The sequence below is a fragment of the Brevibacterium zhoupengii genome (assembly GCF_021117425.1).
Classification (GTDB): Bacteria; Actinomycetota; Actinomycetes; order Actinomycetales; family Brevibacteriaceae; genus Brevibacterium; species Brevibacterium zhoupengii.
The window spans coordinates 2,204,618-2,225,463 of sequence record NZ_CP088298.1 but is presented as its reverse complement, the minus strand read 5'-3'; the positions used below and the strand labels follow the sequence as shown (position 1 = coordinate 2,225,463).

Below are 20,846 nucleotides of genomic sequence, written 5' to 3'. Positions count from 1 at the left end.
CTCGCCGGCGAGGCTCTGCGACAGGTTCAGTCCCGGCCGCGACAGAATTCCATGATCGCCGAGGCGGCTGCATCGGGCCGTTCATAGTGCACTAGGTGCCCGACCCCGGAGAGTTCGACGAATTGCGCATCGGTCAGGTCTGAGACGAAGCGGCGAGTCGCTGCGATCGGCGCGATGGCATCCTTGTCTCCGGCGATGACGAGCATGGGCATCGCCAGCCGCCCAGCCACCTCGGTGACGGTGTGAGCGACCGAGACATCGAACGCCTCGGCCAGCGAGCTACGATCGCTGAAGGTGGAGAAGTGACGAGCATGCTGATCATGGATGTAGCGTCGCAGCCCGCGGTCTCTGGTCGTGGCCATGACCTCGCTCATCACGCGCACGATGACTGGGTTGGCCAACAGCTGGTGCCCGATCGTCTCCGGCAGCCGAGCACCGAGACCATAGTAGAGACGGGTCAGGGCGGTGAGGGCCTTCGCCGAACCCTCGAGTGCAGGTGTGGTGATCGGGTTGATGAGGATGAGCTCAGGCGCCGTGGACGGTCGGCGAGCGGCCATGTGCGCGACAAGGATGGAGCCGAAGGAGTGCCCGAGGACGATCGGGGCCGCCTGCCAGCGCCGAGTCACTTCGGCGATGAGGCCAGCCAGGTGATCGCAGTAGGCGTCGAGGCTCAGACCGGCCAGCAGCGGAGAGGTGAGCCCGAAGCCGGGCAGATCACCGACGATGACATCGCGGCCTCGGATGGCGCCTGCGATGAGGTCCATTCCGTGATGGTCGCCGCGGAAGCCGTGGACCATGAGCACAGGGCGGGCGCTCGTTCCTGAGGAGTGCAGCCATACCGCCGTCGGGTGACCGTCGACGGTGAAGTCCGTGCGGGTGGGAGCTGAGGGACTCACTGCGAATTGATGGTACTGACGGCCCGACGTGGCACGACGACCACGGGGACTGGCAGAACACGCAGCAATCGGCGGGCTCGTGCGCCGATGAAGACGCGCCCGCCTCGACCGAGCCGACTCGATCCGATGAATGCGATCTCGCCCGGTTGGAAGTCGACGTGAGCTGCGGCGTCTTCGATATCGGCTCCGGCCTGTGATTTGACCACGGCTCGCCCCGACTCGAACATCTTCGCGGCGCGCGCAGCCAGCACCGCTCCCCCGTATTCCTCGGCGAACTCTTGAATCTCCACGGTGTCGTCCTCGCCGAGACCATCGTTTTCGATCAGAGACAGGAGACGGAGATCCACGTCGAGGGCATCGGCGGACTGCACGGCCGCACCGATGAGCGCCGCGGCCCCTGGTCGGGCGCCGAAGAGCGTAGTGATGCGTGAGATCGGACCGATGTCCGAGTTCCCGGCCGGTGCCAAGACGACGGGGACCTCGGACGAGTGAAGCAGTGAGGTCGCGACAGTCCCGATGCGGAACGAGCGCATCAATGTGGTGGCTCGCGCACCGATGACGATGGCCAGCGCGCCCTCAGCCTCAGCAACCTCCATCAGCCCCTTGGACTCGTTCGATGAGGTGTGGATGACGCCTCGAGCCGTGACATCATCTGGCACCAGTGCCAGAGCTTCGTCGAGCCAGTCCTCGAGCTGCTGTGAGACGATGCCGGACCCGTCCTGCGGAATGGAGTTGCCGGCGGTGAAGGTCGAGGCTTCTGGACGGACGATCGTGATGATGAGTTCGGTGCCGGCCGAGCGTGCAAGCGAGATCGCCAGAGCGATGGCGTCACGTCCACGGTCGGTGGCGATGTATCCGACGACCAGTCGTCGAGTAGTGGCAGCTGCCTGTGACATTGTCTTCTCCCAGTAAGTCGCGAGTCTGAGAAGATTCTACGTCGCTGCCTAGGGATTCCTCGACCGCGCACACCGAGTCTGGAAACACTGGGCTGGAGATGAGATCTCACCTCGCCATAATTCGCGGTTAGGCCACCATGCTCGTTAGCCGCAGAAGTTTCACAAAAAGAATGCCCAGAAGCCACACAGAGTTCTTCATTTGTGATAAATTCGAGATTGCAATTACGGATTCGCACAAACCCCACAATTGCAACCAATCATTCTGAGCGCTGACGCCGCTCAAACGAGATCCAAGACCAAGAAAGGAGCGCAGGAGAATGTTGAAACTTATCGCATTTCCCAATCCCCAGCACCGCTGGATCGGAATCACTGCCTGCTTGACTGGCGGACAAGGACTCGTCGGCTGAATCTAGCCGCATCTCTCGTCTTTCTCCACCGGTCACGTGAACACCGGTACGTTTCTCCCGCAGGGTCATCCTGCCTCCATGCCGCACTGACGCCACCGTTGGCGCTCATCCGCAGCATCGAGGCATGAGCCGAGCTCGCGTAGGACGCTGGAGTTCTACAGGTACGTGCTTTCACGAACCTCACCGACCCTTTGGGTTCTGGACCCATTTCGCTGATCACATCTGCCGACGGCAGTCGCTGTCACATTGCCTCAAACTCACTCGCGCCACAGTCGTGCCTCGGGCGAGTTTTCATCGACTGTGTACGGGACCAGCAGCGGATCCAGATTCCGGACGTCGCTTTCATTCGGTTCATTGAGTTGTTCTGCAGCTCTTTGATATCGGACATTTTCCCTAACTCTCATTTGGGCATTTCTCCTGCCCGAAAACATTAAGGAATCGTTTTGTCTACGGCATTTCCATTCACATATCCACGGCGTATAGCGCTGAGTGCTGGGCTCAAGCTGATCCAATGGGCCCGCCGTCCACCAGACGCCACAAAGGATCACGATCGGATCGCGTTGGAGCGTCGCAACGCGCGGTTCCGCAGGCTCGCTCGAGATGAGCGGCTGCAGGAGCAGCGTGAACGCGAGGTCACGAGATACCTCTATTCGGTGCGCCCGATGATCTGATGTTCAATGACAGATGACCGGAGTCGGAAACACACCCGGCCCCGGTCATCGTCAGTGATCATGGGCTTCTCGGTGACCACCAGAGTCAATGTGGTCAGCGTCACTGTCGCCCGATTTGTCGTCGTGGGTGCACCTGAGTAATATTGATCGAGCAAGCGGGGGTATGGCGCAGTTGGTAGCGCGTCTCCATGGCATGGAGAAGGTCAGGGGTTCGAATCCCCTTACCTCCACCGCACGAAGGACCCGGCCTCATGATTATGGGGCCGGGTCCTTCTTCGTGTGCCGAGTTCTGGGTCTGGACCTTCAGCGGCGGGTCAGCGGCCAGCCTCAAGATCGAGCAGCGTCCGTTTCTTCTCCTCACCCCAGGCGTAACCAGTCAGTGCGCCGTTCGCTCCGATCACCCGGTGGCAGGGGACGATGATGCTGATCGGGTTCCGGCCATTGGCCGCTCCGACTGCCCGTGCCGCTGTCGGCCTGTCGATCCATGCCGCGAGTTCTCCGTATCCGGCGGTTGTGCCGTAGGGAATCGTTGTCAGTGCGTGCCAGACTGTGCGTTGGAACTCGGTGCCCGTCGGCGCCAGGGGAAGGTCGAAGTCGGTGCGGGTGCCGGCGAAGTACTCACCCAGCTGTCTATTTGCCGTGGCGAACAGTGTGAGTTCGTCGTCGAGGACCGGAGCGTCTCCGCTGGACGCGGCCAGTCGTTCCAGGACTGTGTCGAAGTCATCGAGATAGAGTCCGGTGAGGTGTGCACCGTCCGAGGTGAGCAGGATCGGACCCAACGTCGAGTCCATGACCGTATAGCGAATTGTGTCCGTGATGGGGCGTGCCATCTGTGTCGTCATTGCCTTCTCCGATTCTGATCGTGTGTCTGTGTTCGTGACTGTGTGTGCGAATGATGGGCCCACAGCAGATGCGTGACGTAGGACCGCCATGGTCGACATCGGTCAACCCTCTGGGGCCAGGAGGTCGACGTCGGATCTGAGCTGGTGAGCGACTCCAGCGCCCTCTTGACCCCAAGGTCTGAGCCGAGCAGGACATCGGGGTCTCCCAGTGCTCGCATGCGTATGTAGCCGAGGCTCCAGGGTCCGATGCCGGGCAGCGCCAGGAGACTGTCGTTGACTGCTTCCCGATCGCAGCCAGGACCCAGGTCGATCGAACCGTCCGCCAGCCCAGCGCTCAGTCCGCGAAGAGTCTCGATCCTGCGGCCCGGCAGTGACCAGTGCTCGTCCGGAACCTCCGCGATGACCGCTGCCGTCGGGAAGACTCGGTCGACGGTGCCGACTCTCAGTTCTTCCGGCAATGTCTGACCGTAGTCGGTGACCAGGCGGTTGAGGTGTGTTTGTGCGGCGGCGACCGAGATCTGCTGTCCCAGGACCGTGCGAATTGCGAGTTCGACCGGGTCGCCGGTTCCCGGGGACCGAATCCCGGGGTATCGGTCGACGATTTCTGAGAGGCCGGCAGCTGCCATCGTCGCTGCCACCGCGGCCGGGTCCGCATCGAGATCGAGGATTCGTCGTGCCCGGGCCACTGCGCTGCCGAGATCACGGGTATCGGCCAAACGCAGGCGGCATTCGATGAAGTCTCCGGATCCCGGGACCAGCGTCAGCACGGCTACCCCGTGGGCGAGGCTCAGGGAGCGGGTGTAGTGATCATCGCTGACGTCTTCTACGCCGGCGATCGCACGCACTGCCAGATATCTGAACAGGTGAACGTGGTCCAGCGGTGGACGGTAGGCGAGACGGACGATGATGTCCTGCCCCCTGCGGGGTTCGCTGCGGCCGTTGCGCAGATCTCTGGGACTCGACGAATAGACGGCACGGAACGTGTCGTTGAATTGACGGATGCTTGAGAATCCGGCGGCGAAGGCGATCTCGCTCATGGACAGCGGCGTGGATTCGATCAGGGTGCGGGCAGTCCGGACTCGTTCGGTCCGGGCGATGGCGAGGGGGCCGACCCCCAGTTCGGACTGCAGCACTCGACCCAGCTGGCGAGAACTGTATCCCAGCGCCGAGGCGAGGCCGGAGATTCCTGCCCGATCGACGAGGCCGTCTTGGATGAGTCGCATGGCCCGAGCCGTAATGTCGGCTCGGGTATCCCACTCAGGAGAATTCGGGCTGGCGTCCGGGCGGCACCGTTTGCAGGCCCGGAATCCAGCGTCCGAGGCTGCCGCTGCCGTCTGGTAGAAGTCGACGTTCTTACGCAGCGGCGTTCTCGCCGGGCACGACGGGCGGCAGAAGATGCCGGTTGAGCGCACGGCAGTGAAGAACATTCCGTCGAAGCGTCTGTCGCGCCCGGCCACTGCCTGATAACACTGATCTGTCGTGAGCATATGACCATTCTGCTCGTGATCTCGGAACATTACTAGCGGTTTTCGGACACCGCGGTTCCGGGGAGGACGCGTGGGACTACACGGACGAGGATGAGCATGAAGACAAGCTCGACGATCGTCTGTGCGACCACGGCTGCTGGCCCCAGTCCGTCAGAGGTGATGGCTCGCACGATCGGGAGCATGACAAGCGAGTTGCGTGTCACGGCTGTGAAGACGAGGGCTCGACCGGTTCCCACTGGCAGCGACAGCGTGCGAGCCATGAGCCATCCGAGAACGGTCATGACGAGGGCGAACACGAGGAATGCTGCGATGGCACCGCTCAGGTCGAGAAGGTGCGGTGTGATCAGCGGGACCTGTGCTGCAGCGATCGCGGCCAGAGTGATCATCATCAGCATGACCATGGACTGCGAGGCTGCGTGGATGCTCCGATCCGCGAGTGTTGATCGGCGGGCGAGTCCACGCGTCACGAGGGAGGCTGCCAACGGAATGATGATGAACACGAGCAGCGCGGTGATGACTGGTCTTGGAGCGATCGCACCTATGCCGGTGCCGTCGAGGATGATCCACAGGTAGACGGGCAGCAGGATGATCTGGACGATCATGAGCACAGGGGTCAGGGCGAGCAGACGGGTGTGGTCTCCCCCTGCCAGTCGGGTGAAGACGAGGACGTAGTCGATGCAGGGGGTGAGCAGGACGATGAGGACGGGTATGACGAGCTCGTCTTCCAGAGGCATGACGGCATGGAGACCGGCGACGACGAGCGGGACGATGAGGAAGTTCGCGAGGGCTACGGCTCCGAGGAATCGCAGGTCGCTGAAGGAGTCTCGTATCGCATCGAAGGGGATATCGAGGAAGGTCACGAACAGCAGTGCGATGAGGCAGGGTGTGATTGCAGCGCCAGCCGCTGGTGATGCTCCCGGCAGGCCATGACCGATGAGGGCTCCTGCCCCGATGGCGATGAGGTACCAGAGGATTTGGTGTCTGTTCAGTGACGCGATCACGATGCAGGGTTCAGTTGTCTTCCGGCCAGTAGTAGCTGTCGGGCAATGCCCGCTTGCCGAAGATGGCCTGGCCCACGCGGACGCAGTTCGCTCCTTCTTCGATAGCCACCTCGTAGTCTCCGGACATGCCCATTGAGAGTTTTCCGCGACCGATCAGCTCGGGGTCGGTGTCTCGGGCCTGGTCCCGCAGGGTCCGCAGGCGCTGGAAGCAGGTGCGCACACGAGCGATGTCGGAGGAGAAGATCGCGAGAGTCATCAGGCCCTGGACCTTCAGGGACGAGAACTGCGGCAGTTCGCGCAGGAAGTCGGGCAGCTCTTCCGGCGGCATTCCGAACTTCGAGTCCTCGGCGGAGGTGTTGATCTGGACGTAGACGTCGAGGCTGCGTCCTGCAGCCTGGAGCCGTCGGTCAAGGGCGGCAGCTACTTTGAGTCGGTCGAGGGCTTGGAACTCGGATGCGAACTTCGCCACGTCACGGGCCTTGTTCGACTGCAGATGGCCGATCACGGCCCACTCGATGTCAAGGTCTGCCATCTCGTCTGACTTCCGGAAGGCCTCCTGCACCTTATTCTCCCCGAGTTTGTGACAGCCGGCGGCAACGGCCTGCCGGACCCTCTCCTGCGGGACTGTCTTACTGACCGGCAGCAGCTCGACCTCAGCGGCGTCCCGGCCCACTCGCACGGCAGCAGTCTCGATGCGCCGATTCACCTCGGCGAGGTTGATCTTGAAATCCTCCACGGTTGTGGCCGTCGAATACTGTTCGTCGTGGTTGAGCGCCTCGGCGTCGCCTCTGTCCTGGTCCATATCCTCATGGTACCCAGCGCCCGTCCCCCGCTCCCTTCAGACTGCTCAGGCGACGGTCCGGGTCCGCTCTGCGGGGACACGGTCGGTGAACGTCAGCGCATCGTCCCAGGCAGCGGCCAGCCGAGGACCAACCTGGTGCAGATCCGTCTCGGACACGGTGTAGGGCAGTCGGATCCATCGGTCCAGTCCCCCAGCTGGGGCGAAATTCGGTCCGGAGACCAAACCGAGCCCGTGCTTGCGGGCCGCGATGGCCAGGGCACCCGAACGCTCCTCTGGCAGTCGACACCACAGTGCCATGCCTCCACCGGGCACGATGACCTCCCAGGACGGAAGATGAGCCCGAACCTGACCCGCGAGGCTGTCCCTGGCCGCGCGCAGCTTGGCCCGGTATTCGCCGACGATCGCATCATGGTCACGCATGAGTTCGACGGCGACGAGCTGCTCGAGGACTGGAGCCCCGAGGTCGAGACTCAATCGTGTCGACGCCATGGTGTCGATTCGGTGGGTGGGAATTCGCAGCCAACCGACGCGCAGCCCGCCCCAGAAGATCTTGCTGGTGCTGCCAGCCGTGATCGAGTCGGGTACGAAGGCTGCCATCGGCGTCGGTGTCGGAGCACCGTCGAGGCCCAGCTCGACCAGGGACTCATCGAAGATGGGCACCATTGAGTTGCGCCTGAGCATCGCACCGAGCCTGGGACGCTGTTCTTCGGGCAGGAGCGCACCGGTGGGATTGTGAAAGTCGGGAATGAGATATGCCGAACGGACCCGGGTCTGGCGCGCAATGTGGTCCATAGCGTCGATGTCCCAGTGATGTCCGTTAGGGCCCTGCTCGAGTGGGTAGGGCACCAGGGAGGCGCCGGCCCCTTCAAGGGTCGCAATCGCATTCGGGTAGGTGGGACTCTCGATGAGCACCCTGCCCCGCCCCTCGTTGAGGGCACGCACTGCGATGGCCACGGCACCGAAGGCGCCAGAGGTGATGAGGATCTGATCGGGATCGGTGCGGACCCCGCGAGCGGTGAAACGTTCGGCGATGATCTCCCTGAGCACGGGCAGCCCAGAGGGGTAGTACCCGGTGCCGGGAAGGTAGGCGTGGACGTTGGCGACTGCACGTTCGTAGGCTTCCAGCAACCAGGGCGGTGCCACCGATGCGGTGCACGTGAGGTCGATCTCCGCCTCGTTCGAGCCTGTCGGGGTCAGAAGATGATCGATACGTCCGCCCGGCACTTCCGGCAGCCGAACCACGCTGCCCGACCCCCGACGGGTGAGCACGAATCCCTGTTCACGCAGCTTCGCAAAGGCACGGGTCGCTGTCGTCCGAGACAGTCCGGTCGCAGCGGCGACCTCTCGCTCACTGGGCAGGCGGGCTCCGACCGGAATACGTCCATCGCCGATGGCACGCGAGATCCGAGTCGTCAGCGAATCATAGGCAGGCCCGGGCCAGGGGCCAGTGCCGATGATGCCGGCCAATCTGGTCCCGCTCATCACTGGTGTGCTCATGCCAACCTCGCTGTGTCGATGACTCGTCCACCGAAGCGATGGAGATATGACCACTTTGTTCCAATTGGACCTTTAATACAAGACCAGTTCACGACATGATGGGAATATCAGCCAGAACTAGCCGGAAGACCAACGATGTCATCAGCACCCGTACCGAAGCGCGAACTTGCGAATATCGGTCCCATCCAACAGCTCAAGAGCGGTCGGCTCCCCCGTCGTCTGCCGCAGCTGATCCTTGGTCTCTACCTCTACGGTGCCTCGATGGCGATGATCGTCACCTCGGGCCTGGGCATGATGCCCTGGGACGTCCTCCACTCGGGAATCATCAAGCACCTGCCCCTGACCTTCGGCACCATCGTGACGATCACCTCGTTCCTCGTCCTCCTGATCTGGATCCCGCTCAAACAGCAGCCTGGGCTCGGGACGGTGCTCAACGCGCTCCTCATCGGACCATCGCTGGACCTCACCCGGCTGTTCCTGCCCCAGCCCGATGAACTGTGGTGGAACATCGCCCTCCTCATCGGCGGCATCATCCTCAACGGCGTCGCCTCGGCGATGTACATCGGTTCGCAGTTCGGACCGGGCCCACGCGATGGCCTGATGACCGGCCTGTCCCGCGTCACCGGAAAGTCGATCCGCTTGGTGCGCACACTCATCGAGGTCAGCGTGGTCATCGTCGGCTGGCTGCTCGGCGGCATCTTCGGGATCGGCACCGCCCTCTATGCGGTGTCCATCGGACCGATCACACAGTTCCTCCTGCCCACCTTCACCGTCGAGCTCAGACCCCGGCAGCACACCAAGGACTGAATCGCGGCATAAGACGGCAAGACGGCGTCGGTCGGGTCCACGCTTTGGGCCTCACAACGACTCAGAACAGTCTCACTGCGTACGAATCGACTTCACTCCATCGTGTCGAGAATATCGACGAGATCCTCGAAAGTCGTCAGCGGGTTGACGATGGCAAACCTTGCGTTGGGCCGACCCTGGTGTGAGCTGGGCACGACGAAGGCCCGCTGATCCTCGAGCAGCCGGTCTGACCATCGCTGATAGTCCTCACGCGTCCAGTCATCACGTTCGAAGACGACGACCGAGAGCTCGGGTTCACGAACGAGTCTGAGATTCGGTCGCTTCTTGATCTCAGTGCCGATCTGCATCGCCAGTTCGATCGAATGGCTGATGGCTTCACGATAGGTCTCGGCTCCATAACTGGCCAGTGAGTACCACAGGGGCAGTCCACGCGGACGACGGGTGAGCTGGATGGCGTAGTCAGAGGGGCTCCACTCCTGAGACTCGGTGAGCGTGTCGAGGTATTCGGCCCTTTGAGTGTGCGCTCGCCGCCCCAGGTCGGGATCGCGATAGATGAGTGCACACGCGTCGAATGGTGCGAACAGCCATTTATGAGGATCGACGATGACGGAGTCGGCCGACTCGACCCCGGCGAACTTGTGTCGTGCCAATGGGGAGAGCATCGCGGCCAGACCATAGGCGCCATCAATATGGAGCCAGAAGTCGTAGTCGTCTTTGAGTGCCGCGATTCCTGCAATGTCATCGATGGTGCCGAAGTTCGTCGTTCCCGAGGTCGCCACCACGGCGATAACCGCGTCACCGTGCTGCTCGAGGGCCGCCCGTACACCTTCTGGGCGCAGAATGCCGTCGTCACCGGTTGACACAGGTGCAACATCGACGTCTATGACAGCTGCCGCTGAAGCAACCGAGGAGTGTGCTTCGGCACTGCACACGATGACCCAGCGTCCCGGCTTCTCCTCGCCGAGCTGGGCCTTGCGCGCGTCACGAGCCGCGACAAGGGCGGACAGGTTGCCGATCGTGCCCCCTTGGACAAAGACGCCGCCAGCGCTCTCCGGCAGCCCGAACTCGCCTGCCAGCCATGACAGGACTTCGTTTTCGGCATGGACGACGCCCGCGCCCTCGAGCCACGAGCCGCCGTAGAGCGCACTGGCTGAGACCACCAAGTCAAATGCCACTGCGGCCTTCGTCGGCGCGCTGGGGATGAAGGACAGATACTTCGGGTGGTCTGTGGTGATGCAGGCGGGAGCGAAGATGTGCTCGAAGATCGCCAGAGCGCGTGAAGACCCGACACCGTCTTCGGTGATGGTCGGTCCGGCCAGACGCTTGAGCTCCGTTTCGGTCGTCGGATGGTCGAGCGGAGTGTCGACAGCCAAAGTCCGTCGACGCGAATAGTCGAGGACGAGGTTGACGAGGTTACGGGTCTCGTCGGATACGACGTGCATTCGAGAATGGAGATTGTCGGTCATGGGGTCCTCCTGGTGAGGGCGGTGGCAAAAGCTGGTTCGTTCGTCCCTTCGACAATATCCGCTCGACTACCGCTCGTCGCGCTTCTTCAGGTCCGAATCTGGTGCAACGTCTCGAGCTTCATCGTACGCAAGTTCTGATTATCGATCAGTATTGCTTGCGATTTACGCACACGGGCGATAGATTGACGGCTATGACGGATCGCATTGAGCCCAACAGCAGGGACGGCGGGGACACTGCACAGCGGGCCAAAGAAGCACTGCGCGCCAGTGAACTGTCTCAGCGACATGTGGCCGCAAGCATCGGAATCGACGAGACCAAACTGTCGAAGTCCCTGTCTGGTCGACGCAGATTCGGCACCTCGGAGCTCCTCAGCTTCGCCACCGCAACCGGGGTGACAGTCAAGTGGCTGCTCGGTGACGAATCACAGGTGTCCGCGACTCCCCTGCGCTTTCAAGCGGAATCAGACCAGACCCTGACACCGTCATTGGATTCCTCGCCACGCAGACTCATCGTCGAGACCGCCTGGGACCTGTTCGCCCGCCACGGCTACGAAACCGTGCGAATCGCGGACATTGCCGAAGCCGCGGGTGTTTCGAATGCGAGCATCCACTACTACTTCAATGGCAAGTCCGACCTCTTTGACGCAGCACTCGGATACTCAGTCAAACTCGCCTTCGATCGGCAGATCGCGTGGCTCGGCGAGATCCCCAGCCCGCATCGCCGGCTCGAACGCCTGCTCGAACTGCAGTCGCCCATCGGCCGCACCGCACGAAGCGAGTGGTCCATCTGGCTCCAGACCTGGGCCAGGCTCGGCCTTGAAGACCCCTACAGCTCCGATTATCCGGCGCACTACGAACGCTGGTCGCAGACCGTTCGCTCCACCATCGAAGCAGGTCAGTCGGAGGGGCTCTTCCGTCCCGGCGACAGTGCCGCTATGACCGATGAGCTCACCGCACTGCTCGACGGACTCGGAGTCAAAGTACTCACCGGAATCATGGATGTCGCCACATTCCGACGCCGTGTCTCCAGTTATCTCAAACGCGCAATCGTCAAACCCAACCCTGATGAGGAGTCATTATGAATCGCAAGGTCATTCTCACCTGCGCCGTCACCGGCGCCGGCGATACAGCGAACAAGAGCGAACACGTCCCGGTCACACCGCAGGAGATCGCCGACGATGCGATCGCCGCAGCACGAGCTGGTGCCTCTGTGGTGCACATCCATGTCCGCGACCTCGACACCAAGCAGGGTTCCCGCGAGGTCGCCCACTATCGGGAAGTCGTCCGCCTCATCCGCGCCTCCGATGTCGATCCCGTCATCAACCTCACCGCAGGCATGGGCGGAGACCTGGTCGTCGACCCTCAGGATCCGACGACGCATATGCCGGGCACCGACCTCGTCAATGCTCTGGAGAGACTCCCTCATGTCGAGGAGCTTCTGCCGGAGATCTGCACTCTCGACTGCGGCTCGCTGAATTTCGGTGACGGATCCAATATCTACGTATCCACACCCGACATGCTGCGCGAAGGGTCAAAGAAGATCCAGACCTTGGGGGTCCGACCCGAGCTTGAGATCTTCGACACCGGCAACCTGTGGTTCGCCAACGTGCTCGTCGAAGAGGGACTCATCGACCCGCCGCCGCTCTACCAGCTGTGCATGGGAGTCCCATACGGTGCACCGGTCGATGCCGGACTGCTGACGGCGATGGTGAACATGCTCCCGACAGGTGCCCAGTTCACGTCCTTCGCCATCGGTCGCAACCAGCTGCCGTGGGTGGCCCAATCCGTGCTCGCCGGAGGCCATGCTCGGGTCGGGCTCGAGGACAACCTGTACCTGGCCAAAGGGGTCAAGGCCACCAATGCGTCACTGACCGAACGCGCCGTCGACATCATCGAGGGCCTGGGCGCCGACGTCGCCACACCTGACGAGGCTCGCCAGATCCTTGATCTGCGCGTACAGACGCCGATGGTGACAGGACTCGACCTGTGAGCGCCGTGCTCACTGCTCCGTCCTATCCAGACGTCGAGTCGATCACGACTGTCACCTGCATCGGAGCCGGCACCATCGGCGGGGGCTGGGCAGCGTACTTTCTCGCTCAGGGGTTCACCGTCAAGGTCTGGGACCCGGCACCGGATGCGGCCGAGAAGCTGACCCGCCTCATCGACGCGGCATGGCCTGCGCTGGCCGAACTCGACATGGTCGCGGGTGCTGACAAGGACGCCTGGACGGTGCACACCGACCTCGCCGAGGCGGTCGCCGGGACCGGATTCGTCCAGGAGTCCGCCCCGGAGAACCTCGAACTCAAACGCAGTCTCCTCGCCAGTATCGATGCTGTGTGTGACGAACATGTGGTCATCGGCTCCTCCACGTCGGGCTACAGTATGACCGAGATGGCACTCGATGCCGAGCATCCCGAGCGCCTGGTTGTCGGGCATCCGTTCAATCCTCCCTACCTCATCCCGCTCGTCGAAGTCGTCGGCGGAGAGTCCACGGCTGTCGAAGCCGTCGATTGGGCGGCCGACTTCTACACTCGCGTCGGGAAGTCCGTCATCAGAATGGACCACGAGGTCCCCGGCTTCATCGCCAACCGCCTCCAAGAGGCGCAATGGCGAGAGGCTCTGCATATGATCGACCACGGTGAGGCGACGGTCGAACAGATCGACCGTTCCATCACCGACGGTCCCGGTCTCCGCTGGCCTTTCCAGGGCCCGATGCTGACCTTCCACCTTGCCGGCGGTGAGGGCGGGATGGCGCACATGCTCGACCACTTCGGTCCTTCGCTGAAGTCCCCGTGGACGCGGCTAGAGGCCCCGGAGCTCACCCAGAAGCTGCGTGACGATGTTGTGGCCGGTTGTGATGTGGCTGCAGGAGACAGCACCATTCCCGACCTCATCGCCACGCGGGATGCAGGCATCATCGCATTGCGCAGGCTCACCGGCGACCTCGAGTCCACGCGGGAAACCCAGACCCGAACCACCTCGGCGAGCAACATCGCGGCAGAAGCAGTGCACCAGGATACGGCTTCTCCTGGGAACAGCGAGCCGGGCGAGCTTGATGACTATCGGACCCAGGTCATCGCCGAGTGGATTGACTACAACGGCCACATGTCCGAGGCCTTCTACGTCCTGGTCTTCGGTTTTGCCACCGACCAGGTCATGGACCAGATCGGTCTCGACCAGGCATACCGGGCGGCACACTCCACCTCGCTCTACACCGTCGAATCCCACATCCGCTATCTCGACGAGGTCAGTCTCGGCCAGCAGCTGCAGGTCACGCCCACTCTCGTCGCGGCGGGGGCGAAGAAGCTTTACCTGGCCTATGAAATGCGAGTCGAGGGGCGGCTCGTGGCCACTGAGGAGATCGTTGCCCTACATGTGGACCAGAACTCGGGCACGACCGTCCCCTTCCCTGCAGAGGTGAGCGAACGCATCGGACAGATTCGATACGCGTCGCCCGACTGGGTTGGCGCACAGCTGAGATGATCCTGGGCCAGGAGGCGCCCCAACCGGTCAGGATTCAAGAAGTCACCGACCGGGTGGGGCGCTATTCTGGTGACCATGAGCACGAAGAAGAGCACGCCCACGGCCATCGAGTTCTCCGCACAGCTGGAGGTCATCAATGACAGACCGATCCTGCGCCTGCCCGCCGAGGCCAGCGCGGAGCTGCCCTCCCGCGGGCAGGTAGCAGCTCGGGGCACGGCTGGAGGTGTGGACTTCACTACCGTGGTCGAGCCCGACGGCATGCGCGGGCATTGGATCAATGTCACCGACGAGCTGTCTGCAGCGCTGAATGCCGAGGTGGACGGTTCGGTGGAAGTGTCGCTGACTCCCACGAAGGAATGGCCGGAGACCTCGATTCCCGATGACTTCGGCGCAGCCCTCGATGACGCACCCGAACTCACCGAGGTCTGGGCAAGCCTGACGCCGATGGCACGGTGGGAATGGGTGAGGTGGATTCAGGCGACGAAGAACGCTGATACCCGTGCCCGCCGCGTCGAAGTTGCGATCTCGAAGCTGGAGTCAGGGAAACGACGTCCCTGCTGCTTCGATCTGGCATCCTGCACCGATCCTGAACTCGCGAAGAGCGGGAAGCTCCTCGGCATCTCCTGACGTCCGCCCGGCGGGCAGCCTCAGCGCACCGGGAGGGTCTTCGGGCGTACCGTCAGCGTCATCACCGCACCGAGGATTGAGACACACGCTGCCGCGGCGAAGAGCAGCCAGAACCCTCCGACGAGGGCCACGAGTCCCGCTCCCAGCAGCGGTCCGACCAGCTGTCCCAGCGCTGCGGAATTGTTGACCATGCTCAGATCGCGTGCGTGATCATCGGGATCGAGCAGCAGGTCGGTGGCGAATGCCAGGCTGACCGCCATGTACGCTCCATAGCCGGTTCCCATCACGGCAGCCGCAATGGCAGTGGTGAGGAACTCCGGGCTAACGAGAATGATGACACCCGAACAGGCTTGCACCAACGCCGAGGTGATCGTCCAGAAGCGACGATTCCCCGAACGATCCGAGATGGTCCCCAGCACGATCGAGGAGATGACGACGAAAATCGTGTAGATGACGATGAGGACGAGCAGTTTGTCCTCGGCGCTGTCTGCAGGAACTCCGATTCCGTAGATGAGGAAGAAGAGCAGCAGCGAGGTCCCAAATGCGTTGCCCACATTGACGACGAACCGCGAGACGAGCAGCCACTTGAAATTGTGATCGAGCAGAGAGGAGATCCGCGCCCGGGAGATCGGCTCCCGTCCCTCATGCAGAGCGAGGATCCTCGGGTGGTCGGGAGCGGGATCGGGCAGAAGGAATGCGGTGCCGACCCCGACAACCGTGATGATCGCAGCCAGGAGCGCATAGGAGGCCCCGAGTCCAAGGCCCAGGAGCACGACAGCCCCGACGCCGACGACGATTCCGACTGCCTGCGCCGAGCTCGCTGCTGCCGATGCTGATCCCCGCTGTGAGTCCAGTTGGTCGGCGATGAGGGCCGTCAGCGCCGCCGAGGCGATGGCTACCGAAACGGAGACGACGACCCAGGCGGCTCCGACGAACAGCGGTCCCTGCGCCCAGCCGGTGAGCAGGAGACCGGCGGCGGCCCCCAGCGATCCGCCGATGGCCCAGGGGCGGCGGCGTCCGAGACGCGAGCGTGTGCGGTCGGAGAGAGTCCCTGCGATCGGGGCCGCGACGATGCCGGCGAGTCCGCCTGCGGAGAGCACGACTCCGGACCAGACGACTCCATGGAGCCAGTGCCCGCTTTGCGTGTCGAGCTGCAGGGGAAGCAGCAGCTGGATAGGAGTCAGCTGGACCGTCCAGATGGCCAGCCAGGCCAGAGTGAACCACACCATCCACAGCGGCCCGACCTTCTTCCCCGACCGGATGTCCTCCCCTGGCGGCTTCGCGCTCATGCCCGAACCGAAGAGATGAGATCCCGGTACCACCCGTAGGAGGCCTTCGGCGTCCGCTGCCCGGTTTCCATATTCACGTGGACCAACCCGAAGCGCTGGGTGTATCCGTGCGCCCATTCGAAGTTGTCCAACAGCGACCACACGGTATAGCCGTCGATGGGAACACCGGCCACGATCGCCTCGACGACAGCCTCGAGATGGTCATGGAGGTAAGCGATGCGCTCGTCGTCGCGGATCGGTTCGGTGCACACTTCGGGTTCGGGAAAGGACGCACCGTTTTCAGAGATCACGATGGGTGGGAGCTTGGCCCCATAGCGTGCGCGCATATCGATGAGGAAATCTCTGAGCGTGTCCGGTCGGATCGGCCACAGCGGCCCGAATCCGGTGGTCGCAGCACCCGAGGTGGGAACCATCTCGAAGGGCAGTGGCCCGTCGTCGACTCCGCGCACCGTGGTCGGGTTGTAGTAGTTGAACCCGTACACATCGCAGGGTTTCGAGATGAGCTCCATGTCCCCGTCGCGGATCGGCATCTGGGCACCGAGTGCATCAAGATCCGGATACTCACCCAGCAGCAGCGGATCGGCGAAGAGACGGTTGTAGATGAGATCGAGGGTCGCCGCCGCTTCGTGGTCTGCCCCGGAATCCGTTTCGGGAAGGATGAGGCTGTGGTTGATTGCCGGTGCCACCTGCTGGGCGCCGTACTCACGCAGAATCGTCGTGGCCGTCCCGTGAGCCAGGAGTTGGTGATGGACCGTCGGCAGCGCGTCGAAGAGCATCGAGCGTCCCGGCGCCAGCTCTCCGAGTGCATACCCCTGAAGCGAGGTCGAGGCTGGTTCGTTGATCGTGTACCAACGGCGGACACGATCGCCGAGGCGGTCCGCCACGGCATCGACGTAGTCGCCGAACCGATGAACAGTGTCCCTGTTCAACCAGCCGCCCTCCGCTTCAAGGGCGGTGGGAAGGTCCCAATGGTAGAGAGTGGGTTCCGGTGTGACCCCGGCAGCCAGAAGTTCGTCGACGACGCGATCGTAATAGTCCAGGCCGGCTGCATTGGGCTTCGCCCCGGCCATACCGTCGGCGATGATTCGGACCCAGGAGATCGAGAACCGGTATCGGTCAACGCCAAGGCCTGTCAGCAGCGCTGCGTCCTCGGAACTGCGGTGATAGCTGTCGGGTCCCGGGTCAGCAGTGCTGGAGTCGATGACATTGCCGGGCTCGTCAACGAACTCATCCCAGATGGACCGCCCTCGGCCATCCAGTGTTCGTGCGCCCTCGATTTGAAATGCGGATGTGGCTGTTGAGAAGCGCAGACCGCTCAATGTCTGCAATACCAGTGGAGCGAATTCCGGAGTCCCTGCCATTATCAGAATATGCCATGGATGGGGGCTTGCCGCAAGGCCCTGGTCAGGGGGAACAATGGAGTCTTCACTCGTCTGACAAAGGATTCTGTGTGCCCTCCACCGTCTTCAATTTGCCCTCCCGACTCTCTGCCAAGAACACGTCGAAACACATCGCCGCCGATGACGCCCATTTCGCTCGCATCTCCGCGGAAATCGACAGCGAACTGGCCACTGTCGAATCTCGACTCGCCGACCTCCGTCGCTCCCCCGGAGGTTCTGGCGAATCCGCACTGGACCGCGATGTTGCCATCCATCGTCTGTCGTCCGAACTGAATCTGCTGCAGCGTTTCGCCGTCGACATATGCCTGGGACGGATGGTGTTCGCCGACTCCGGTGAGGTCGTCTACATCGGTCGAATGGGATTGCGCGATGAAAGCGGGCACAACCTGCTCATCGATTGGCGGGCGCCGATGGCCGAGCCGTTCTTCGCGGCCACGCTCGCCGAGCCGATGGGGCTGTCAACACGGCGTCGCTATCGCTGGTCGAACGGCCTGATCACAGACTATTGGGACGAAGGATTCACCTCGGCGAGCGTCGATGAGAGCACTGCCCTCGACGATCAGTCAGCGTTCATCGCTTCTCTGGGGTCCAGCCGATCGGACAAGATGCACGATGTCCTCTCCACCATCCAGGCCGATCAGGACTCGATCATCCGTGCCCCGGCCGACTCGCCGCTGGTCGTCGACGGAGGGCCGGGAACCGGAAAGACGGTAGTCGCCCTACACCGTGCCGCCTACCTCCTCTACTCCGTTCCTGGCATCGCCAGCAGTGGCGGCCTGCTCTTCGTCGGTCCCAATCCCGCGTATCTGTCATATGTCGACGATGTGCTGCCACGCCTCGGCGAGGACGGTGTGCGCCTGTGCACTCTGGACGACCTTGTGCCTGAGACCGCTGTGACCGATGACGACGAGCGCAGCGCTCGGCTCAAAGGGAAACTGAATCCCGGTGCGGTCATCGACCGTGCCGTGAGCATCTACGAGGAAGCCCCCACCACCGCACTGACGATCGACACGACGTGGGGCGAGCTGTCGGTCACTCCAGGCGATTGGGCAACGGCATTCACAACGCACGGCGGCGACGTCGACCACAACACGGCGCGTGATCTGGTCTGGAACGAACTGCTGGATATTCTCACCGACATCGTCGTCGAAGCCGATGAGGAGGCCGAACCTGAACAGGTCCGTGGATTCATCGCACAGGATCCCGATCTGCGAGAGGTCCTGACCAACGCTTGGCCCATCCTCGATCCCCTGGACATCGCGGGTGATCTATGGAGCGTGCCTGCCTACCTGGGTCTGGTCGCACCCGACCTCAGAGACGAAGATGTGACGTGGCTGCAGCGATCCGGAGCCAGGGACTGGACGAAGGCGGACATTCCATTCCTCGACGCAGCCAGGCGTCGAATCGGTGACCCTGTTGACCTGAGACGGCGACGACGTGCCGAGGCGGAGGCGGCAGCTGAGCAAGATCGCATGGCCGATGTCGTTGCGGATCTCGTTGCCGCTGACGACAGTGAGTTGATGCAGATGCAGATGCTCAAGGGCGAGGACCTGCGAGGCGCGCTGGACAATCCTTCGGCTCGGGAGACTCTCGCCCCTGACCTTCTCGCGGGTCCCTACGGGCACATCATCGTCGACGAAGCGCAGGAACTCACCGATGCACAGTGGCACATGCTCCTTGACCGGTGTCCGTCCAAGAGCTTCACCATCGTCGGTGACCCGGCACAGGCACGTCATGGCTTCCTCCAGACCTGGGACGAGCGGTTGAGTCACCTCGGTCTGAACGTCGAGGAGGTTCACCTCAGCATCAACTACCGCACCCCCGCCGAGGTGATGAGTCGAGCAGAACCAGTGATCCGTGAGGTCATCCCTCACGCCAATGTGCCACATTCGGTTCGCCAGTCAGGTGTCCCAGTCCGTCACATCCGCGCAGACGAGGTACTGTCTCTGGTCGGTGCCTGGTTGGACTCGCACAGCCAGGGGGTCGTCTGTGTCATCACGATGGAACCGGACGCGTGGAACGTCATCCAAGCTGAACGAGTCTCTGTGATGCGGCCGGCTGAGGTCAAGGGACTGGAATTCGATCTGGTCATCGTCGTAGACCCTCCTTGCTTCGGCACCGGTGTGCAGGGTGGGGTGGACCGCTATGTGTCGATGACACGGGCAACCGCAGAATTGGTCACCGCTGCCCACCAGATCTCAGTCTGAGGCTTCGGCCGGACCGAGGGCAATGGTCCAGGACATCCACACGAGCGGTACCTGCAGCGGCAGACGAGCCAGAGCGATCGCACGTCCTCGAGGACTGTGCCAGTGCTTCTTCACGGTGTAGATGTTGGCCGGAAAGACACCGACCATGAGCGCGGCAGAGGCCGAGCCGCCCAGCCGACGTGTGGCAGGCACAGCGAGCATCGTGGCGCAGCCGAGTTCGGCAGCACCACTGGCATAGGTCCAGAAACGGGGATTGCCCAGACGGGGCGGAACGATCGAGTCGAAGGTCTCGGGCTTGAGGAAGTGTGCGATGCCTGCGAGACCCAGAATCCCGGTCATGGTCAATGTCTGCAGCTTCAACCCGCGACCACCTCTGCACCGCTGTGAGACCAACCTGTGGAGCTTAGGGGAATATCCCTCATGAGCCTGTCACCAGCAACAACAGTAACCACCAATCTTCGAGGACTACGTGGGGACTAGGTGACCACCACTCACAGAGAAGGATCGCCATGACTGACACACTCACCCAATCAGCCCATATTGTCACACTCGCCCGACGTGAAGAAGCGTTGAGCAGCCAAATGCAGTACCTCGCCGGGGCCATTGCCTCAGCCGTAGCCGACGAATGCTACGGGTTCACGTTCGACTCTATGGTTGAGCAGTACCGTGAAGCTAGGGACGAGCACGCAGAAGTGAAGTCCGCATACAACCGAGTACTCAAAGGAGAGAACTGAAATGAAGACCAGCGAAGAAACCAGGGCCTGGGTAGCCGAATTCATGGGCAACGTTCGCGAATGCATGAAAGACCATAATGTCAGCATTGCCGAACTCGCCACACTCACCGGGATGACACAACACAAGCTCCGACTGCAACTGATAAACGGGAACCTGGACGTTGGTGTCTGCGGCGTGTTGTACCGCCGCACCGGCGACCATCGCGCTCACGGTGCTCCGAAGGATTGGGTGTCTACACGCCCCCTAGACCCTGAAACGATACGGCTCGCGCAAACCTACCTTGCAGAGTCCCACTAGCCGCCGTCACCTATGGGCCACCCTGGCAATCATGCC

General features: G+C 62.6%; 19 protein-coding genes and 1 tRNA gene. 9 read left to right on the top strand and 11 right to left on the bottom strand.

The features are described from left to right. Window positions 1–26 precede the first annotated feature (26 nt). Entirely contained in the window at window positions 27–896 is an 870-nt protein-coding gene (locus tag LQ788_RS10135) for an alpha/beta fold hydrolase (protein ID WP_231440652.1), read from the bottom strand. After that, window positions 893–1,792, bottom strand: a complete 900-nt coding sequence (locus LQ788_RS10130) for a universal stress protein (RefSeq protein WP_231440650.1) — start codon at window positions 1,790–1,792, stop codon at window positions 893–895. Before LQ788_RS10130 ends, LQ788_RS10135 begins: the two co-directional genes overlap by 4 nt. A 1,235-nt stretch (window positions 1,793–3,027) precedes the next feature. Here LQ788_RS10130 and LQ788_RS10125 point away from each other — a divergent pair. Further along, window positions 3,028–3,100: transfer RNA gene (locus LQ788_RS10125), tRNA-Ala, on the top strand. 84 nt (window positions 3,101–3,184) lie between these two features. Here the strand turns inward: LQ788_RS10125 and LQ788_RS10120 are convergent. Genes LQ788_RS10120 through yczR form a run of 5 tightly spaced genes read right to left on the bottom strand, consistent with a single transcriptional unit; the run spans window position 3,185 to window position 8,499 of the window. Beyond that, a complete protein-coding gene (locus LQ788_RS10120) occupies window positions 3,185–3,712 on the bottom strand; it encodes a methylated-DNA--[protein]-cysteine S-methyltransferase (RefSeq protein WP_231440648.1) in 528 nt (175 codons plus the stop codon). Next, on the bottom strand, window positions 3,709–5,199 hold the full coding sequence (locus tag LQ788_RS10115) for a DNA-3-methyladenine glycosylase 2 family protein (RefSeq protein WP_231440646.1): 1,491 nt from the start codon (window positions 5,197–5,199) through the stop codon (window positions 3,709–3,711). Before LQ788_RS10115 ends, LQ788_RS10120 begins: the two co-directional genes overlap by 4 nt. 32 nt (window positions 5,200–5,231) lie before the next feature. Beyond that, window positions 5,232–6,200, bottom strand: a complete 969-nt coding sequence (locus tag LQ788_RS10110) for an arsenic resistance protein (RefSeq protein WP_231440643.1) — start codon at window positions 6,198–6,200, stop codon at window positions 5,232–5,234. 10 nt (window positions 6,201–6,210) lie between these two features. Then, a complete protein-coding gene (locus tag LQ788_RS10105) occupies window positions 6,211–7,002 on the bottom strand; it encodes a YggS family pyridoxal phosphate-dependent enzyme (protein WP_231440641.1) in 792 nt (263 codons plus the stop codon). 45 nt (window positions 7,003–7,047) lie between these two features. Continuing rightward, entirely contained in the window at window positions 7,048–8,499 is a 1,452-nt protein-coding gene (gene yczR, locus LQ788_RS10100; RefSeq protein WP_231440639.1) for a MocR-like transcription factor YczR, read from the bottom strand. A gap of 135 nt (window positions 8,500–8,634) precedes the next feature. On the opposite strand from yczR, the gene yczE reads away from it, so the two are divergent. Beyond that, entirely contained in the window at window positions 8,635–9,306 is a 672-nt protein-coding gene (gene yczE, locus LQ788_RS10095) for a membrane protein YczE (protein ID WP_231440637.1), read from the top strand. Window positions 9,307–9,398: 92 nt separating this feature from the next. Here the strand turns inward: yczE and LQ788_RS10090 are convergent, their stop codons facing one another. After that, window positions 9,399–10,772 carry a pyridoxal phosphate-dependent decarboxylase family protein gene (locus tag LQ788_RS10090; protein ID WP_231440634.1) on the bottom strand — a complete coding sequence of 458 codons (1,374 nt, stop codon included), beginning with the start codon at window positions 10,770–10,772 and terminating at the stop codon, window positions 9,399–9,401. Between the two features lie 191 nt (window positions 10,773–10,963). Here LQ788_RS10090 and LQ788_RS10085 point away from each other — a divergent pair, with 191 nt between their 5' ends. The 4 genes from LQ788_RS10085 to LQ788_RS10070 all read left to right on the top strand — a co-directional run bounded on the left by LQ788_RS10085 (window position 10,964) and on the right by LQ788_RS10070 (window position 14,882). Beyond that, window positions 10,964–11,854 (top strand): TetR family transcriptional regulator C-terminal domain-containing protein, encoded by an 891-nt coding sequence (locus tag LQ788_RS10085; RefSeq protein ID WP_231440632.1) that lies wholly within the window; start codon window positions 10,964–10,966, stop codon window positions 11,852–11,854. Beyond that, complete coding sequence (locus LQ788_RS10080) at window positions 11,851–12,762, top strand: BKACE family enzyme (protein WP_231440630.1); 912 nt, start codon at window positions 11,851–11,853, stop codon at window positions 12,760–12,762. The genes LQ788_RS10085 and LQ788_RS10080 overlap by 4 nt, the downstream gene beginning before the upstream one ends. Further along, entirely contained in the window at window positions 12,759–14,255 is a 1,497-nt protein-coding gene (locus LQ788_RS10075) for a 3-hydroxyacyl-CoA dehydrogenase NAD-binding domain-containing protein (RefSeq protein WP_231440628.1), read from the top strand. The genes LQ788_RS10080 and LQ788_RS10075 overlap by 4 nt, the downstream gene beginning before the upstream one ends. Window positions 14,256–14,330: 75 nt before the next feature. Then, complete coding sequence (locus tag LQ788_RS10070) at window positions 14,331–14,882, top strand: YdeI/OmpD-associated family protein (RefSeq protein WP_231440626.1); 552 nt, start codon at window positions 14,331–14,333, stop codon at window positions 14,880–14,882. Between the two features lie 20 nt (window positions 14,883–14,902). Here LQ788_RS10070 and LQ788_RS10065 read toward each other — a convergent pair whose 3' ends face one another. Together LQ788_RS10065 and LQ788_RS10060 are read right to left on the bottom strand one after the other, a co-directional pair. Then, window positions 14,903–16,171, bottom strand: a complete 1,269-nt coding sequence (locus tag LQ788_RS10065) for an MFS transporter (RefSeq protein ID WP_231440625.1) — start codon at window positions 16,169–16,171, stop codon at window positions 14,903–14,905. Next, entirely contained in the window at window positions 16,168–17,532 is a 1,365-nt protein-coding gene (locus tag LQ788_RS10060) for a GH1 family beta-glucosidase (protein WP_231440623.1), read from the bottom strand. The genes LQ788_RS10065 and LQ788_RS10060 overlap by 4 nt, the downstream gene beginning before the upstream one ends. An 89-nt stretch (window positions 17,533–17,621) precedes the next feature. Between LQ788_RS10060 and helR the strand changes: the two genes are divergently transcribed. Continuing rightward, window positions 17,622–19,778, top strand: a complete 2,157-nt coding sequence (gene helR / locus LQ788_RS10055; protein WP_231440621.1) for an RNA polymerase recycling motor ATPase HelR — start codon at window positions 17,622–17,624, stop codon at window positions 19,776–19,778. Here the strand turns inward: helR and LQ788_RS10050 are convergent. Beyond that, a complete protein-coding gene (locus tag LQ788_RS10050) occupies window positions 19,770–20,117 on the bottom strand; it encodes a DoxX family protein (protein ID WP_231440619.1) in 348 nt (115 codons plus the stop codon). The genes helR and LQ788_RS10050 overlap by 9 nt on opposite strands. 170 nt (window positions 20,118–20,287) lie before the next feature. Here LQ788_RS10050 and LQ788_RS10045 point away from each other — a divergent pair, with 170 nt between their 5' ends. Beyond that, window positions 20,288–20,512, top strand: coding sequence for a hypothetical protein (locus LQ788_RS10045; protein ID WP_231440617.1), 225 nt, complete (start codon window positions 20,288–20,290; stop codon window positions 20,510–20,512). Between the two features lies 1 nt (window position 20,513). Continuing rightward, on the top strand, window positions 20,514–20,810 hold the full coding sequence (locus LQ788_RS10040; protein WP_231440616.1) for a hypothetical protein: 297 nt from the start codon (window positions 20,514–20,516) through the stop codon (window positions 20,808–20,810). Window positions 20,811–20,846 lie beyond the last annotated feature (36 nt).